Annotated in this window: 16 protein-coding genes; 13 read left to right on the top strand and 3 right to left on the bottom strand. The window is 69.6% G+C overall.

Annotated elements, in window-relative coordinates; all coding sequences use genetic code 11:
* Nucleotides 1-113 precede the first annotated feature (113 nt).
* The 4 genes from BLV57_RS34770 to BLV57_RS34755 all read left to right on the top strand — a co-directional run bounded on the left by BLV57_RS34770 (nt 114) and on the right by BLV57_RS34755 (nt 4,955).
* A complete protein-coding gene (locus BLV57_RS34770; RefSeq protein ID WP_091296627.1) occupies nt 114-1,865 on the top strand; it encodes a D-alanyl-D-alanine carboxypeptidase family protein in 1,752 nt (583 codons plus the stop codon).
* A gap of 86 nt (nt 1,866-1,951) precedes the next feature.
* The gene (locus BLV57_RS34765) at nt 1,952-2,221 is read left to right on the top strand and encodes a hypothetical protein (RefSeq protein WP_091296625.1); all 270 of its coding nucleotides are present in this window, start codon (nt 1,952-1,954) and stop codon (nt 2,219-2,221) included.
* Nucleotides 2,222-2,667: 446 nt separating this feature from the next.
* Nucleotides 2,668-3,726, top strand: coding sequence for an NlpC/P60 family protein (locus tag BLV57_RS34760; RefSeq protein WP_091296622.1), 1,059 nt, complete (start codon nt 2,668-2,670; stop codon nt 3,724-3,726).
* A gap of 71 nt (nt 3,727-3,797) precedes the next feature.
* Nucleotides 3,798-4,955 carry a glycosyltransferase family 4 protein gene (locus tag BLV57_RS34755; RefSeq protein WP_176968939.1) on the top strand — a complete coding sequence of 386 codons (1,158 nt, stop codon included), beginning with the start codon at nt 3,798-3,800 and terminating at the stop codon, nt 4,953-4,955.
* 89 nt (nt 4,956-5,044) lie between these two features.
* Here the strand turns inward: BLV57_RS34755 and BLV57_RS34750 are convergent, their stop codons facing one another.
* A complete protein-coding gene (locus BLV57_RS34750) occupies nt 5,045-5,668 on the bottom strand; it encodes a nucleoside/nucleotide kinase family protein (RefSeq protein WP_091296620.1) in 624 nt (207 codons plus the stop codon).
* Between the two features lie 62 nt (nt 5,669-5,730).
* On the opposite strand from BLV57_RS34750, the gene BLV57_RS34745 reads away from it, so the two are divergent.
* The 9 genes from BLV57_RS34745 (at nt 5,731) to BLV57_RS34705 (ending at nt 14,747) form a co-directional block, all read left to right on the top strand.
* Nucleotides 5,731-6,102: an SRPBCC family protein gene (locus BLV57_RS34745; protein ID WP_245757637.1), complete on the top strand. Its 372-nt coding sequence runs from the start codon at nt 5,731-5,733 to the stop codon at nt 6,100-6,102.
* 40 nt (nt 6,103-6,142) lie between these two features.
* Nucleotides 6,143-7,306, top strand: coding sequence for a cytochrome P450 family protein (locus BLV57_RS34740; protein ID WP_091296857.1), 1,164 nt, complete (start codon nt 6,143-6,145; stop codon nt 7,304-7,306).
* Nucleotides 7,307-7,387: 81 nt separating this feature from the next.
* On the top strand, nt 7,388-8,650 hold the full coding sequence (locus tag BLV57_RS34735; protein WP_281244456.1) for an adenosylmethionine--8-amino-7-oxononanoate transaminase: 1,263 nt from the start codon (nt 7,388-7,390) through the stop codon (nt 8,648-8,650).
* Between the two features lie 59 nt (nt 8,651-8,709).
* On the top strand, nt 8,710-10,941 hold the full coding sequence (locus tag BLV57_RS34730) for a SulP family inorganic anion transporter (protein ID WP_091296609.1): 2,232 nt from the start codon (nt 8,710-8,712) through the stop codon (nt 10,939-10,941).
* Between the two features lie 31 nt (nt 10,942-10,972).
* On the top strand, nt 10,973-11,689 hold the full coding sequence (gene bioD / locus BLV57_RS34725) for a dethiobiotin synthase (RefSeq protein ID WP_176968946.1): 717 nt from the start codon (nt 10,973-10,975) through the stop codon (nt 11,687-11,689).
* Between the two features lie 89 nt (nt 11,690-11,778).
* Nucleotides 11,779-12,792, top strand: coding sequence for a biotin synthase BioB (gene bioB, locus BLV57_RS34720; RefSeq protein WP_091296605.1), 1,014 nt, complete (start codon nt 11,779-11,781; stop codon nt 12,790-12,792).
* Nucleotides 12,779-12,970 carry a biotin synthase auxiliary protein BsaP gene (gene bsaP, locus BLV57_RS34715; RefSeq protein ID WP_091296601.1) on the top strand — a complete coding sequence of 64 codons (192 nt, stop codon included), beginning with the start codon at nt 12,779-12,781 and terminating at the stop codon, nt 12,968-12,970. The genes bioB and bsaP overlap by 14 nt, the downstream gene beginning before the upstream one ends.
* Before the next feature lie 57 nt (nt 12,971-13,027).
* Nucleotides 13,028-13,621: a DUF2567 domain-containing protein gene (locus tag BLV57_RS34710; protein WP_091296597.1), complete on the top strand. Its 594-nt coding sequence runs from the start codon at nt 13,028-13,030 to the stop codon at nt 13,619-13,621.
* 64 nt (nt 13,622-13,685) lie between these two features.
* Nucleotides 13,686-14,747 (top strand): M48 family metallopeptidase, encoded by a 1,062-nt coding sequence (locus BLV57_RS34705; RefSeq protein WP_091296593.1) that lies wholly within the window; start codon nt 13,686-13,688, stop codon nt 14,745-14,747.
* 78 nt (nt 14,748-14,825) lie between these two features.
* Here BLV57_RS34705 and BLV57_RS34700 read toward each other — a convergent pair whose 3' ends face one another.
* Complete coding sequence (locus BLV57_RS34700) at nt 14,826-15,539, bottom strand: LON peptidase substrate-binding domain-containing protein (RefSeq protein ID WP_091296590.1); 714 nt, start codon at nt 15,537-15,539, stop codon at nt 14,826-14,828.
* Between the two features lie 41 nt (nt 15,540-15,580).
* The gene (locus BLV57_RS34695) at nt 15,581-16,216 is read right to left on the bottom strand and encodes an NUDIX hydrolase (RefSeq protein ID WP_091296587.1); all 636 of its coding nucleotides are present in this window, start codon (nt 16,214-16,216) and stop codon (nt 15,581-15,583) included.
* Between the last annotated feature and the right edge of the window lie 27 nt (nt 16,217-16,243).

Genomic DNA, 16,243 nt, shown 5'->3' with positions numbered 1-16,243 from the left:
GGCGCGCAGCGCCTCCGTTGAGGGCGGTGGTGGGCGACGGGCGGGCGTAACCTGATACGTCATTCCGCGTTGTTTTCATCAGGACAACAAGCCCTTGCCGCCGAAGGAGCTTCTTGAAGTCGCGCCTGCTAGTCGTGTTCTTGATCGCCGCTGCTCTCCTGAGCGCGCGGACCGCGAGCGCGCAGAATCAGCCGCCGACCGACCCCGGTGACCTGCGGGTCGAAGCCGGTGTCGCGCCGGGCGCCGCCGTGCCGGACCCGCGGCCCGGTGACGCGTTCGCCGACCCCAAGGTCGCCGAGCTGCAGCGCAGCGCGTCCGATGTGCAGCGCCAGCTCGGGGAGCTCGCCGGTCAGGTTCAGGTCGCGCAGGAGAACCTGAACGACGCCGCCGCGAAGCTGCAGCACGCGACCGCGGAACGCCAAGCGGCCGAAGCTGTGGTCGCCGCGCAGCAGGCCGAGGTCGATCAGCTTTCGCGTGAGGCGTTCACGTCGATGATCAGGCCGAGCAGGCTGTCGGCCTTCATTTCCGCCGGGAACAACAAGGATCTGCTCGACGGCGCGTCGATGGTCCAGATCATCCGCGCGCAGCAGGACACCCGGCTCGGCGCGGCGCTGGAACGCCACCGCAAGGCCGTCGACGCCGAGCAGGCCGCGTCCGGGGTCGAGCGGCAGGCGGCGGACCGCCGGGCCGATCTGGACAAGCGCACCTCCGACGCGACCAATCGCGCCGACGCCGTGTCCGCCGAGCTGCGCGGGCCGATCACCGCGGCCAACGACGCGGTCGTGGCGCAGCAGAAGTCCCAGCAGGAGCTCAACGCCAAGACGGCCGCGAACTGGAAGGACTACACCGACCGGCTCGCCGCCGCGGGCATCACGCCGCCGTCGGCCGCCGCGCTGCGCGATGCGGCACGGCTGCCCGCCGGGCTCACGCCGCTGGGGCCGGACGGTGGCGCTGCCGAGGCCGTGCGCGACGGCCAGCGGCTGCTCGTGCTCCCGCGCGAGACGATCGCGGCCGTGACGGCGGCCGTCGGCGCGCTCGGCAAGCCGTTCGTGCCGCACACCGGGGGTGAGGGGCCGGTCGCGTACTCGTGCGACGGGCTGGTCAAGTCGGCGTTCACCGGCGCCGGGCTGCCGCAGCCCGGCTCGGCGGCCGAGCAGCTGGCGGTAGGCCGTCCGGTCGCTCTCGCTGTCACCCAACCGGGTGATCTCGTGTTCCTCGGACCGGCTCGCTACGGCGTCCAGTCGGTCGGCATCGTGCTCGACGGACGGACGATGCTGGTCGCGGACGCCCGGACGGCGGGCGTGGTCGTCTCGGCCATTCCTTCGGGTGACACCGTTGTGGGTGTCTCGCGGCCGTCGCTCGGCGCGCGCCGGGCCGAGGACGTCCCTCAGCGCGCGAAGGGCGAGCTGACCTGGCGATGTGGTGGCGTCGAGCTGCCCGTGAAGCAGGGTTCGAGCGGTGGCGCCTGGGGTGGCTATCCGAACGGCCTGATCCCGGTCGCCGCGCTGTGCCCGATCGGCGCGGGCTCGCATGTTCTGCGTTGTGACGCGGCGCAATCCTTCTACGCGATGTCTCAGGCTTATGGCGCCACATTCGGCTCGCTTATCTGCGTCACCGACTCGTATCGGACGTTCGACGCGCAGGTCGATCTTTATCGGCGTAAACCGTCATTGGCCGCCATTCCGGGTACCAGCAATCATGGTTGGGGATTGGCCGTCGATCTCTGCGGCGGCGCGGAATCTTTCGGCAGCGCGCAATACCGGTGGCTGACCGCGAACGCGGGCCGTTTCGGCTGGGTCAACCCTGGCTGGGCGCGGGCGGGCGGCGGCCGTGAAGAGCCCTGGCACTGGGAATTCACGGGCTAGCGCGCTCGTCGCCTGCTGTGTCGTCCAAAACTGTCGGTGCTCGGTCCTATCGTTCCTGTCATAAGCCCACGTGACGGGAGCGAGTGATGGAACTGAGGCCGGAAGGCGTCGACGTCAGCGTCGAAGAGATCGAAAACATGGTCATCGACTGCACTCGGTGCCAGGTGCGCGGCGACGCGTGCTCGGACTGTGTGGTGAGCGTGCTCCTCGGCGCGCCACCCGAACTGGAATGGGATCCCGACGAGCGCCGCGCGATCGACGCGCTGGCCGAGGCGGGAATGGTGCCGCGCCTGCGGATGGTTCCGCTGGCCGACCCGAAACCCGAGGTCTGGGGTGATCATCGACGGCCCGCCTGACACGCTCTGATAGTGACGACGCGCCGAGTGGTCGTTCTGAGTTGATGAACGGTCGGTAGCGAACAAACGCCCTGCATGTAGCGTCAGTCACACTAATACGCATTTGCTGGTCCGATGGTGTTTCGGCGCATCACTGAGAGTTTTTGCTCTCACCCTGGTGGACGGCGCGCCCGAGGTTTCGTAACCTAGCCGAGATCTCGTGGCCGAACGCCGTCGCAGCAGGGGCGGCTACGCGGGATCGCCGCCGAAACAGCTTTGTCGGGGAGCTGTGCCGGAACCACCGTGTGCCATACGAGTTGAGGTAGAACTCGGCCAGGTGCACGGCGGGAAATCGCCACGTGTGGCGCGGGTGTGTGTCCGCCCGCGACGCGCAAGGAAGAGAGCCCCCGATCTCTTCGACGGCGTTGCTCGGTAGGCGGCTGACGAGCAGAGGAGACACGCGCGGCGTGAAGTCGCATCCAGTCAAGCGCGTGGTGTCCGGAGCATTGGCTGCTACAGCTGTTATCGCGGCTGTCAGCGTCCCCCAAGCACCGGCCATCGCGGCCCCAGTCCCCGCCCTCCAGACCCCGCCCGGCAACGCGTCCGAAGCGCTCACCAAGTACCGCGAGCTCGCGACGCAGGCCGAGAAGATCAACGAGGAATACCTCAAGGCCAAGGACGACCTCAGGGATCGGGAAGCCGACCTGCAGAAGGCCGGTACCGATGTCGAGGCCGCCAAGGCCGCGGGCGCGGCCGCCGGTGTCGAGGTCGACAAGTTCCGTGTCGAGGTCGACAAGTTCGCCGGTGCCTCCTTCACCAGTGGTGTCCAGCTCAACAAGGTCTCCGCGCTGCTGTCCGGCGCCTCCACCCAGGAGTTCCTCGAGCGCGCCGCCGCGCTCGACGTGCTGGCCACCGACAAGAACAACGCGCTCAAGGGCCTGACCGGCGCGGTCGACCAGGCCAAGGCCGCCGAGGCCGCCGCCGTCGCGGCGCAGACCGCCTCGCAGACGGCCAGGGACGCGGCAGCCAAGCTCCAGGGCGACATCGAAGCGAAGAAGAAGTCGCTCGACGCCCAGATCGACGAGCTCGAGAAGGCCTACTCGTTCCTGAACCCGTCCGACAAGAACGCGCAGAAGGACGTGGGCGGTGCCAAGCCGAACGTCAAGGCGCCCGGTCCCGCCGCCCAGGCCGCCGTCAACGCGGCGCTGAGCAAGCTCGGCAGCCCGTACGCGTGGGGCAAGACCGGTCCCGGTTCGTTCGACTGCTCTGGCCTGATGGTCTGGGCGTTCCAGCAGGCAGGCATCACGCTGAAGAACCGGTCGAGCGCCGCGATGGCGTCTTCGGAAGGCGTCGCGGTCTCCAGGGACCAGCTCGCCCCCGGTGACATGGTGTTCTTCGGTTCGCCGGTGCACCACGTCGGCATGTACATCGGCGACGGCAAGATGGTCCACGCGCCCACCACGGGTGACGTGGTCAAGATCTCGCCGCTGCAGAGCGGATACGCCGGCGCCCGCCGGGTCACGTAACGAGATGTGCCGAAAAAGAGCCGGGGCCATGCCGCCCCGGCTCTTTTTCATGGGCCGGATAGGTTGACCCCGTGGTGCGCACGCTTCTGCTGACGAACGACTTCCCGCCCCGTCCCGGCGGGATCCAGAACTATCTGCACTCGCTGGCCACCCGGCTGCCCGCGGACGACCTGGTCGTCTACGCGCCGTCGTGGGAGTCGCCGTCGGGGTCGCACGGCGAGTTCGACGCCGAAGCCGCCTTCGAGGTGGTCCGCCACCCGACGTCGCTGATGCTCCCGACGCCCGACGTGCTCAAGCGCGCCAAGGAGATCATGCGCGCGCGTGACTGCGAGGCAGTCTGGTTCGGCGCGGCGGCCCCGCTCGCCCTGCTGGGGCACTCGCTGCGGGACTCCGGCGCGCGCCGGGTCATCGCGTCCACCCACGGCCACGAGGTCGGCTGGTCGATGCTCCCGGCGGCCAGGCAGGCGCTGCGGCGCATCGGCGACACCACGGACGTGCTCACCTACGTCAGCAAGTACACCCGCACCCGCTTCGCCGCCGCGTTCGGCCCGATGGCGGGCCTGGAGATGCTCCCGTCCGGCGTCGACACCGAGCTTTTCCGCCCCGACCCGGCCGCCCGCGCCGAGATCCGCGCCCGCTACGGCCTGCGTGACCGCCCGACTGTGGTCTGCGTGTCCCGCCTGGTGCCCCGCAAGGGTCAGGACCAGCTGATCAGGGCGACGGTCGAGCTCCGCAAGCGCATCCCGGACGTCGCGCTGCTCCTGGTCGGCGGCGGCCCGTACCGCAAGACGCTGACCCGCATGGTCTCCGACCTCGAGCTCACCGGCAACGTCGTGATCACCGGCTCGGTCTCGTGGCCCGAGCTGCCCGCGCACTACAACGCGGGCGACGTCTTCGCGATGCCCGCCCGCACCCGCGGCAAGGGCCTCGACGTCGAAGGCCTCGGCCTCGTCTACCTCGAGGCCTCCGCGACCGGTCTTCCCGTCGTCGCAGGCCGCTCCGGCGGCGCCCCCGAGACGGTCCTCGACGAGGTCACCGGCCACGTCGTCGACGGCCGCGACGTCGAGCAGCTCCACGAGACCTTGGCCGCACTGCTGGCCGACCCCGTCCGCGCCCGCCGCATGGGCCAGGCGGGCCGCGACTGGGTCAGCCAGGCCTGGCGCTGGGAGACCATGGTTTCCCGCCTCACCGGCTTCCTGGACGGCAACCCGGTCGCCGCCATCCGCTGACCGAAACCCCGAAAGGGCCGTTCGTCAGGTCTTGAAGCCCGAAAGCCACTTTCGTCAGATAGGACCTGACGAAAGTGGCTTTCGGGCTTTTACGGGTCCTGGAGGCGGAGGGCGGGGTGGTTGGGGTCGTCGGCGCGGACCACCAGGTCGGCCAGGGAGGCGGGGTCGACTTCGGACTCGTAGCGGGCGAAGGCGGGGAGCGCCCAGTGGTCGGAGGCGGGGAGATGGCGGCGCAGGGCGCCGGGGGAGAGCCAGAGGTGGACCGTGAGGTCGGCGGCCAGCCCGGAGCCGAGGAGCATCTCGCCGTCGAGGAGGACTACCCCGTCCGGGGGCAGGGGGACGCGGGGGAGGCGGGTCGCGCGGTCACGCTCCGTGTCCCAGAGCGCGGGGAGGACCTCACCGCTGCCGCCGGGGCGGAGCGGGTCGAGGACTTCGCGGCGGAGCGCGCCGAAGTCCGTCCAGTCGCGGTAGCGGGACTCGGGATCGGTGCGGCCGTGCTCGAAGCGGAGTGACGCGGGTCGCAAAAAGCCGGAAGACGAGACGCGCAGGGGCGCGCGGCCGTTGAGGCGTAAGGGATCCACGAGTGCGTCGGCCAGCTCGGCCGTTCCGGCCGCTCCGTCGATCAGCACCGCGACGCGGCGGCCGGGAAAGGCCAGCACACGGCGGGTGAGGTCGTCGGCGAGCAGGGGATAGGAGATCGGCTGGTAGCGCACTCCGACGATCCTGCCCGATACCGGTGACAGGGAGCTACTTAACCCGATGGGATGATGGCGGCGTGGATAGTGCACAGACGGTTGAGGTCTCCCAGGCCGTGCCGGGTACGGCGAAGCAGGTGTGGGAGTTCCTGCTCGGCCGCGACGGCAGCGAGATCTGGCTCGGCCCGGGAACGGACCTCGTCAACGACAAGAGCTACGAGACGGCCAACGGCACCGCGGGGCGCGTCCGGAAGATCAAGGACGCGAAGCAGCTGAGCCTGACCTGGCAGCCGAAGGACTGGGACCACGATTCGGACGTTCACGTCATAGTGGGCGAAGGGACACTGAAGTTCCGGCAAGAGGGGCTGATCGACGCAGCGGAGCACGCCGAACAACGGGAATACTGGGAAGGAGTGGTCGAGCGCATCGCCACCGCGCTCGCGGAACGTTGACCTTGGGGGCACCGTGATTCCAGTTCTCGGCGACGACTTCATGCAGGACCCGCACGCCGCGCTCGCGCTGATGCGTGAGGAGGGGCCCGTCCGGCAGGTCGTCACCCCGCGCGGCCTCACCGTCTGGCTGGTCACGCGGTACGCGGACGTGCGGAGCCTGATGTCCGACTCGCGCGTCGGCAAGGACGCGAAGCTCGCGCAGGAGCTGTTCGCGCGCAGCCTCAGTGGCACCGGCGTCGCCGACGCCACCGTGCACGGCTTGAACGCGCACATGCTCAACAGCGACCCGCCGGACCACACGCGCCTGCGCAAGCTGGTCAACAAGGCGTTCACCAGCGGTGTCGTGTCCCGGCTGCGGCCGAGGATCGAGCAGATCACCGACGAGCTGCTCGACGGGATGAGCGGCGAGGTCGACCTGATGAAGGCGCTCGCGTTCCCGCTGCCGATCACGGTCATCTCCGAGCTGCTCGGGGTCGAGCTCGAAGACCGCGACCAGTTCGGCGCCTGGTCGAACGTGCTCGTCTCGCAAAGCGACTCGGAGAAGATCTCCGAGGCCGCCGGCGCGATGGCGAACTTCCTCGTTCAGCTCATCGAGCGCAAGCGCGAGAACCCGACGGACGACCTGATGTCCGCGCTCGTGCACGCCTCCGACGAGGGCGACAGCCTCGGCCCGTTCGAACTCATCGCGATGGCGTTCCTGCTGATGGTCGCGGGCTACGAGACCACGGTGAACCTCATCGGCAACAGCGTCCTCGCGCTGCTGCGCCACCCCGATCAGCTCAAGGCCGTCCGCGCGGATCCGTCGCTGGTGCCGAACATGGTCGAGGAGGTGCTCCGGTTCGACGGCTCGATCAACATCGCCACGCTCCGCTTCGCCAAGGAGCCGATCGAGGTCTCCGGCGTCGAAATCCCGGCGGGCGAGTTCCTGTTCCTTTCGCTGCTGTCCGCGAACCGTGACGCGGAGCGCTTCCCCGACCCCGACGCGTTCGACATCACCCGGCAGACCAACGGCCATCTCGCGTTCGGCCACGGCATCCACTACTGCGTCGGCGCGCCGCTGGCCAGGCTGGAAGGCGAGATCGCGATCGGCAAGCTGCTGCAGCGGTTCGACGGCATCGAGCTGCTCGGCGAGGTCGAGTCGCTGCGGTTCCGCGAAAGCCTGCTCGTGCACGGAGTGGAGAGCCTGCCGGTCCGCCTGTCGTAGTCTGCGAGCGTGACCCCCTCCCGTCGCCCACCACCGCCCTCAACGGAGGCGCTTCGCGCCGCTGCCCATTTCGAACAGCTCTTGGCCCTCGACATCGCCCACGTCTGGCACCCGTACGGACCCATGCCGGGCAAGGTCGAGTCGTTGCTGGTCACCGAGGCCGAGGGCGTGCGGCTCAAGCTCGCGGACGGCCGCGAGCTCGTCGACGGCATGTCGTCGTGGTGGGCGGCCATCCACGGCTACCGCAACCCCGTGCTCGACGCCGCGCTGACGGACCAGATGGCGAAGATGAGCCACGTGATGTTCGGCGGGCTCACCCACGAGCCCGCCATCACGCTCGCCAAGACGCTGGTCGACCTCACCCCGGACGGGCTGGAGCACGTCTTCCTGTGCGACTCCGGCTCGGTCTCGGTCGAGGTCTCGATCAAGATGTGCCTGCAGTACTGGCAATCGATCGGGAAGACGGCCAAGCGCAAGCTGCTCACCTGGCGCGGCGGCTACCACGGCGACACCTTCCACCCGATGAGCGTCTGCGACCCCGACGGCGGCATGCACGCGCTCTGGCGCGGCACGCTGCCCGAACAGCTCTTCGTGCCGGAACCGCCTTCAGGCTTCGACGCCGAGCCTGAGCAGTCCTATGTGGACAACCTGGCCGCGGAAATCGAGCGCCACAAGGACGAACTGGCCGCCGTCATCGTCGAGCCGGTCGTGCAGGGCGCTGGCGGCATGCGCTTCCATCACCCCGGCTACCTCAAGGCGTTGCGGGAAATCACCGCGCAGCACGGAGTTCTGCTCATCTTCGACGAGATCGCCACCGGTTTCGGCCGCTCGGGCGCGATGTTCGCCGCCGAGCACGCGGGCGTCACACCCGACGTGATGTGCCTCGGCAAGGCGCTCACCGGCGGCTACCTGACGATGGCCGCCGCGCTCTGCACGGCCGAGATCGCCGACGGCATCTCACGCGGCGAACTCCCGGTGCTCGCGCACGGCCCGACGTTCATGGGCAACCCGCTCGCGTCCGCCGTCGCCAACGCCTCGCTCGGCATCCTCAAGACCGGCGCCTGGAAGGCCGACGTCGCCCGCATCGAGTCGGGACTCCACAGTGGACTCGCGCAAGCACGGGAACTGCCCGGTGTCAAGGACATCCGGGTGCTCGGCGCGATCGGGGTGATCCAGCTCGACCATCCGGTGGACATGGCGGTCGCCACGGACGTGGTCACGGCCCAGGGCGTGTGGCTTCGCCCGTTCAGGGACTTGATCTACGCGATGCCGCCGTATGTCAGCACGGACGCCGACGTCGAGGCCATCACCCGGGGCATGTGCGCGGTGGCCGCGAAGGCCTGACGTCACACGAAGGGGTGGGCGTAGCGGACTTTTCGCCGGATCTTCGGGATCCTGCGAGCATGATCAACAACACACACGAAGAACACGACACCGGTCCCCCGATTTCGCGAAAGATCCTCGCGAATCTCCGCTATGACCTCCCCGCCTCGATCGTCGTCTTCCTCGTCGCCGTCCCGCTCTCGCTCGGCGTCGCGCTGGCCGCGGGCGCGCCTCTGGTCGCAGGCCTGATCTCCGCGGTCGTCGGCAGCATCGTCGCTTCGCTCTTCGGCGGGTCCGCGCTCCAGGTCAGCGGCCCGTCGGCGGGCGTGACCGTGGTGCTCGCCCAGACCATCACCACCTTCGGCTGGCGCGCGACCTGCGCCATCACCGTCGCCGCCGGGCTGCTGCAGATCCTCTTCGGCCTCGCCAGGATCGCGCGCGCCGCGCTGGCCATCTCACCCGCCATCGTGCACGGCCTGTTCGCCGGCATCGGCGTCATCGTCATGCTGGACCAGCTGCACATCGTGCTCGGCGGCAAGGCGCACGGCAACACGATCGACAACGTGCTCGCGCTGCCCGCCCAGCTCATCGGCCACCACGACGAGGCCGTGCTGATCGGTGTCGTGACGATCGCGACGCTGCTCGCCTGGCCGCATCTGCCCGCCTTCGTCCGCCGAGTGCCCGGTCCGCTGGCCGCGATCACCATCGCCACGGTCCTCGCGAGCACCGCGAAGATGAACGTGAGCCGCATCGACGTCCCCGCCGACCTGCTTTCGCTGCACTTCATGCCGCAGCTGCCCACGAGCGGCCTGTTCCCGGCCGCCTTCGCCGCGTTGACCATCGCGCTCATCGCGAGCCTGGAGAGCCTGCTGTCCGCGGTTGCCATCGACAAGCGCCGCCCCGGGCCGCGCACGGACCTCAACCGGGAGCTGATCGGCCAGGGCATGGCCAACGTGGCCTCCGGCTCGCTCGGCGGTTTCCCGGTCACGGGCGTCGTCGTGCGCAGCATGACCAACGTCGAAGCGGGCGCCCGCACGCGCATGTCCGCGCTGCTGCACAGCGGCTGGATCCTGCTGTTCGTGCTGCCGCTCGCCGGGCTGTTGCGCGACATCCCGCTCGCCGCGCTGGCGGGCCTGCTCGTCTACGTCGGCGCGAAACTGGTCAACCCGGCCGAATTCCGCGAGGTGGTCCGGCACGGCGACCTGGCCGTCTACCTGGTGACGCTGGCCGGAGCCGTCGGCGTCAACCTGCTGACCGGTGTCGCGCTCGGCATCGCGCTGTCGCTGGCGATGATGCTGCGCCGGACGATCTGGTCGGGCGTGCACGTCGAGCGCGACGGCGGCCAGTGGCGCGTCGTGATCGAAGGCGCGCTGACGTTCCTTTCCGTGCCACGGCTGACCAAGGTGCTCGCCACCATCCCGCCGGACGCCCCGGTGACGCTCGAGCTGCTGGTGGACTACCTCGACCACGCCGCGTTCGACTGCCTGTTCAGCTGGCAGGCCGCGCGCGACGGCGTGGTGACCGTCGACGAGATCGGGCATCCGTGGTTCGAACGCGGCCGCTCCGGCACGCCGATCGTGCGTGGCGACCTAGTCGGCAAGGCCGTGCCGCGCTGGCTCGCGCCCTGGTCGGAATGGCAGGCCGACCACGGCGTGCCCGAGCAGCGCACCGGCCCGCATTCGACGAAGGCCTTGTGCCGCGGCGCCGCGGAGTTCCAAAGACGTGCGGCGCCGGTGCTGCGGGACGAGTTCGGCAAGCTCGCGCACGGGCAGCATCCGCACACGCTGTTCCTGACCTGCGGCGACTCGCGGATCGTGCCGAACCTGATCACCACGAGCGGGCCGGGTGACCTGTTCACCGTCCGGAACATCGGGAACCTGGTGCCCACCGAAGGCAGCGACTCGGTCGGCGCGGCCATCGAATACGGCGTCGGCGTGCTCCACGTGCGCGAGATCGTCGTCTGCGGGCATTCCAGCTGCGGCGCGATGAAGGCGCTGCTCGGCGGCGCGCCGGGCGGCATGCTCGGCAACTGGCTGCGCCACGGCGCGGCGAGCCTGCGCCGCCGCGCGACGCACGGGCCGCTGCTGCTCGACGGGCGGCGCCCGGACACCGAGGGCGACCAGCTCGCGCTGCACAACGTGGTCCAGCAGCTGGAGCACCTGCGCGCGCATCCGGTGGTCGCCGAGGCCGAGGCGCGCGGCGAGCTGCATCTGACCGGGATGTACTTCGACGTCGGCGCCGCGCAGGTGTTCCTGTTCGACCGCGGCGCCGAGGCGTTCGTGCCCGCCCAAGCCGTCACCACGACGGCTTGAGACGGGACTGCTAAGTTTCCCGGACGTGAGCATGCTGGTGATGACCGGAACCGGAACCGGAGTCGGCAAGACCGTGGCCACGGCCGCCGTGGCGGCGCTGGCCGTCGAGGCCGGGCAGAAGGTCGCGGTGCTGAAGCCCGCGCAGACGGGATTACAGCCGGGTGAGCCCGGCGACGTCGACGACGTGCTGAGACTCGCCGGTCCGGTCACCACCAGGGAACTGGTCCGCTTCCCCGACCCGCTGTCGCCGGAGGCGGCCGCGCGGCGCAGCGGGATCGAGCCGGTCGGGCCCGCCGAGATCAGCAAGGCGGCCAGCGAGCTCGACGAGACCCATGACCTGGTGCTCATCGAAGGCGCCGGTGGCCTGCTGGTCCGCTTCGACTCCTACGGCAGCACCCTCGCGGACGTCGCGTGGTCGCTCGGCGCGGTGGTCGTGATGGTCGCCGAGGCCGGTCTCGGCACGCTGAACGCCACCGCGCTCACGGCCGAGGTCGCCACGAAACGCGGGCTGAACCTGGCCGGGGTCATCATCGGCTCCTGGCCGTCCGAGCCCGATCTGGCCGCTTTGTCCAATCTCGAGGACCTGCCGACCGCGGCGCGCGGGCCGCTGCTCGGCGCGCTGGCGGCGGGCGCGGGCACGGCGACGCGAAGCGAGTTCCTGGACTATGCCCGGAATGGCTTGTCACCGTGGTTCGGCGGGGAGTTCGATCCGGAGTGTTTCGCCGGGAGCGCGTCCGCCCAGAAGTGACTTGCGTCGCTGGTTCCACACGGGATCGTCGTGCACCATGCTGTCTGTAAAGCGAGGACCGGCCACCGCCGTTCGACTAGGAGAGCTCTGTGACTTCAGCCCCTGAGAAGACCGTCCTCGATGTCGCGCGTGAGCAGGTGCTCGAGCGTGGTGTCGGCCTCTCGCAGGAGCAGATCCTCGAAGTGCTGCGGCTCGGCGACGACCAGCTGACCGACCTGCTGGAGCTGGCGCACGAGGTCCGGATGCGCTGGTGCGGGCCCGAGGTCGAGGTCGAGGGCATCATCAGCCTCAAGACCGGCGGCTGCCCGGAGGACTGCCACTTCTGCTCGCAGTCCGGCCGGTTCCCGACCCCGGTGCGCTCGGCGTGGCTGGACATCCCCGGCCTGGTCAAGGCCGCGCGGCAGACCAGGGACACCGGCGCGACCGAGTTCTGCATCGTCGCGGCCGTGCGCGGGCCGGACAAGCGGCTGCTCGGGCAGGTGCGCGAGGGCATCAAGGCCATCCGCGAGGACGGCAACGACATCCAGATCGCCTGCTCGCTGGGCATGCTCACGCAGGAGCAGGTCGACGAGCTGGTCGAGATGGGCGTGCACCGCTACAACCACAACCTGGAGACGGCGAAGTCGCACTTCGCGAACGTCGTCACCACGCACACGTGGGACGAGCGCTGGGAGACGCTGCGGATGATCCGCGAGGCGGGCATGGAGGTCTGCTGCGGCGGCATCATCGGCATGGGCGAGACCGTCGAGCAGCGCGCCGAGTTCGCCGCGCAGCTCGCCGAGCTGAACCCCGACGAGTGCACGATGAACTTCCTGATCCCGCAGCCCGGCACCCCGTACGAGAACTACGAGGTGGTCGAGGGCAAGGACGCGCTGCGCACGGTCGCCGCGTTCCGGCTCGCCATGCCGCGCCCGCTGATCCGGTTCTCCGGCGGCCGTGAGCTGACCTTCGGCGACCTCGGCACCAAGCAGGGCATGCTCGGCGGCATCAACGCGATCATCGTCGGCAACTACCTGACGAACCTCGGCCGCTCCGCCGACCAGGACCTGGAGATGCTGGAGGAGCTGAACATGCCGGTGAAGGCGATCAGTGACGTCCTCTGAGCCGTTCTGTGTCCATTGTGGACAATCGGGGCCGCCGCACCCCGGCTGCTCGACCCCGCGCAACGCGCTGGAGCCGCCCCGCTTCTGCGCGCAGTGCGCGCGGCGCATGGTCGTGCAGATAACGCCGGTCGGCTGGACCGCGCGGTGCAGCCGACACGGCGAGCTGGCCAGTAGCTGAACTTCACGCCCGACCGGTTACTCTCGGTGGGTAAAGCCGAGTGGAGGGAGGCCGGGCGTGGCCGAATCGTCCGTGGGCGCACACCGGTCTTCGCAGCTGAATGACCCGTGGTCGGTGCCGCCGGTGTACCGGATACCGCTGGAGCGGCCCAAGGTGCGGGTCAAGGCCGACATCCTGCCCGCCATCAGCCTGGCGGGCACGTCGACACTGCTGGCGTTCCCGCTGGTCTATCTGTGGTCGTTGCTGGCGCCGGCACAGCGTTTCCGGGTTTACGAAGCCGGGCTGGCCCCGCTCGACCTGGAAAGCTGGCACCGGTTCGACTCGCTCGCGATCTTCGGTTTCCTTTCGGTCGGCGTCGGCGTGCTCATCGCGGCCGTCGCCTGGCTGATGCGCGAACGGCGCGGCCCGGTGATGCTCGTGGCCGCGGCACTCGGCGCGCTCGGCGCCTCGGCGGTCGGCGTGCTGTCGAAGGGCATGTTCCTGGGCAAGTACGACATCGCGAAGCCGCCCTCGGTCGGCGATGTCATCGTGGCGGCGCCGACGCTCGACACGTGGTGGGTGATCATCGCGGCGCCGACGGCCGCGGTCGTCGTCTACGGGATTTGCGCTGCCTGGAATGGCCTGGATGATCTAGGGCGCCGATTGGGGTAAATACCCTGATACCCCCCTTGTCGTTTTCGCCTACTGTGGGTTGAAAGCCGAAGGGGGCAACCGAGTGCCAGAAGACATTGAAGTTTCACGGTCCAATGCCGTGCGTTTCCCGGGGATCAGCCCGAGGGCCTATGAGCATCCGGTCGACAGGGGCGCGCTCGCCACACTGCGCGCGGTCCCCGGATTCGCCCAGGTGGTCAAGACGATCTCGGGGTTCTACAGCGAGCGTGGTGAGCGCCTGATGGCGCTCGCGTCGGCGATCCGCGTAGGCCCGACGCAGTATCCGGAATTGGACAGACTGCGCCACGAATGCGCCGAGACGCTGGACATCTCGCCGGTGCCCAACGTGTTCGTCGAGCGCAATCCCGCGGTCAACGCGATGGCGATCGGCATGGACGAGCCGTTCATCGTGATCACCACCGGCGCGCTCGAGGTGATGGACACCGAGTCGCTGCGCTTCGTCATCGGGCACGAGATGGGCCACGTGCTCTCCGGGCACGCGGTGTACCGGACGATCCTGATCCGGCTGATCAGCCTGCAGATGTCGATGTCGTGGACCCCGGTCAGCGCGCTCGGCATGCGCGCGATCATCGCGGCGCTGCGCGAGTGGTTCCGCAAGGCCGAGCTGTCCTGCGACCGCGCGGGCCTGCTCTGCAGCCAGGACCCGGCCGCCGTGCTCCGCGCCCAGATCCTGGTCGCCGGCGGCATCGACCCGGCCCAGGTCGACATCCCCGCGTTCCTGCAGCAGGCGCAGGAGTACGCGTCGGTCGACGACATCCGCGACTCCTACCTCAAGCTGCGCTACGTCGAGGGCATGTCGCACCCGCTCGCCGTCGTCCGCGCGGCCCAGCTGCAGAAGTGGGCGGCCTCGGAGGAGTACCGGGCGATACTGGCCGGTGACTATGCCCGCCGCGACGACGACACCCCGACCTCGACCTGGACCGACGACATCAAGTCGGCGGCCAAGTCGTACAAGGACTCGTGGAGCGAGTCGACCGACCCGCTGACCAAGGTGTTCAGCGACGTCGGCGAGGCCGTCTCCGGCGCGGCCACCAAGGTCTGGAGCAAGTTCGGCAACAACGGCGGGACGAACGGCGGCTCGCAGGAGCCCCCGGCCTCCTCCTGAGCTGCGTCATGAACGCCTCGTTCACAACGACCAAGGTTGTGAACGAGGCGTTCACAACGTCCGGGGGTCCCCTAGGGGTCAGTTCAGGGTCGAGGGGCCGGTGAGGTCCGCGAACTCCGACATGGGGGCGGGGACCGCACGCAGGGTCGAGAGGAAGCCCGCCTCGCGCGTCAGCAGGCGGCACAGCATGCGCAGGCGGCGCAACGGCTGGGTTTCCTCGAGCAGGCGCTGGCGGTCGGCCAGCGGGAGCAGGCAGTCGGCGGCCAGCAGGTAGGCGAGGTCCTGCGCCGGGGTGTCCGGCGGCGGGACGTGCCAGTCGTCGCTTTCCCACGCCGAGTCGCAGTAGCGCTGGTGAGCCGCGCGCGCGACGGTGGAGAGGCGGTCGGCCACGTCCGTGCTGCCCGCTGGGAGCGGCTCGTCGGGAAGCCATTCGACCGTGCCTACGAGGTAGGGCGCCGAGGTCGTGTCGACCTCCAGCAGGCGGAACCGGCGCCTGCCGGTGGTGACCACGTCGAACCGGCCGTCGGGGAGGCGCTTCGCCTCGCGGAGCTGGGCGGTGCAGCCCACCGCGTGCAGGTGGTCCACCGACTCGATTTCGCGCACCAGCGCGGCTTTGATCGCGATGACGCCGAACTCCTGGCTCGGCACGGTGCCGGTGACCAGGTCCACGGTCAGCTGCCGGTACCGGGGTTCGAAGATGTGCAGCGGCAGGTGCACACCCGGCAGCAGCACGGTTTGCAGTGGGAACAACGGCAAAGTCGTCGTCGCACGTCCACCCACCGGATTCGCCACGACTCACACGGTACGGGGAACCCGCCCACCGCGCAGCGTGATCAACCGTGCTGCGGCGGCTTGAAGACCGCGAACGGGTCCGTGATCTGCATGCCGTCCCCCGCAAAGGAAAAAAGCGCGGCGGGACGGCCGCCGCTGCGCCCGGACGGCGCGGTGTTCCCGGTCGGCACCAGCAGGCCGCGCCGCGCCAGCACGCGTTGCAGGTTGGTGGCCGAGACGCGGTAGCCGAGCGCGGCCGAATAGAGCGATCGCAAGGCGGAGACGCTGAATTCTTCAGGAGCCAGTGCGAAACCGAGGTTTGTGTAGCACAACTTCGAGCGCAGCCGGTCGCGGGCGCGCAGCACGATCGACTCGTGGTCGAAGGCCGTGCGGGGGAGCGAGGCGACGTCGTGCCACCGCGTGTCCTCGGGGATCACCGGGTCGACGTCGGAGGGGACGAGGCCGAGGAACGCCGTCGCGACCACCCGCGGGCCGGGCACTCGATCAGGTGAGCTGAACACCGCCAGTTGCTCTACGTGTTTGAGCTGGCGCACGTCGACCTTCTCCGCCAGCTGCCGCCGGATGGACGTTTCGACGTCTTCGTCCGGCCGCAGCCGCCCGCCCGGCAACGACCAGCGTCCGAGGTGCGGATCGAGGGCGCGACGCCACAACAGCACCCGCAGTGTGTCCGATCGCACTTGAAGTACTGCCCCCAAGACCTCGTG

This window comes from Amycolatopsis xylanica (assembly GCF_900107045.1).
Lineage (GTDB): Bacteria > Actinomycetota > Actinomycetes > Mycobacteriales > Pseudonocardiaceae > Amycolatopsis > Amycolatopsis xylanica.
Note: the sequence above shows the minus strand (reverse complement) of the source record. Positions and strands in the feature narration are given on the sequence as shown.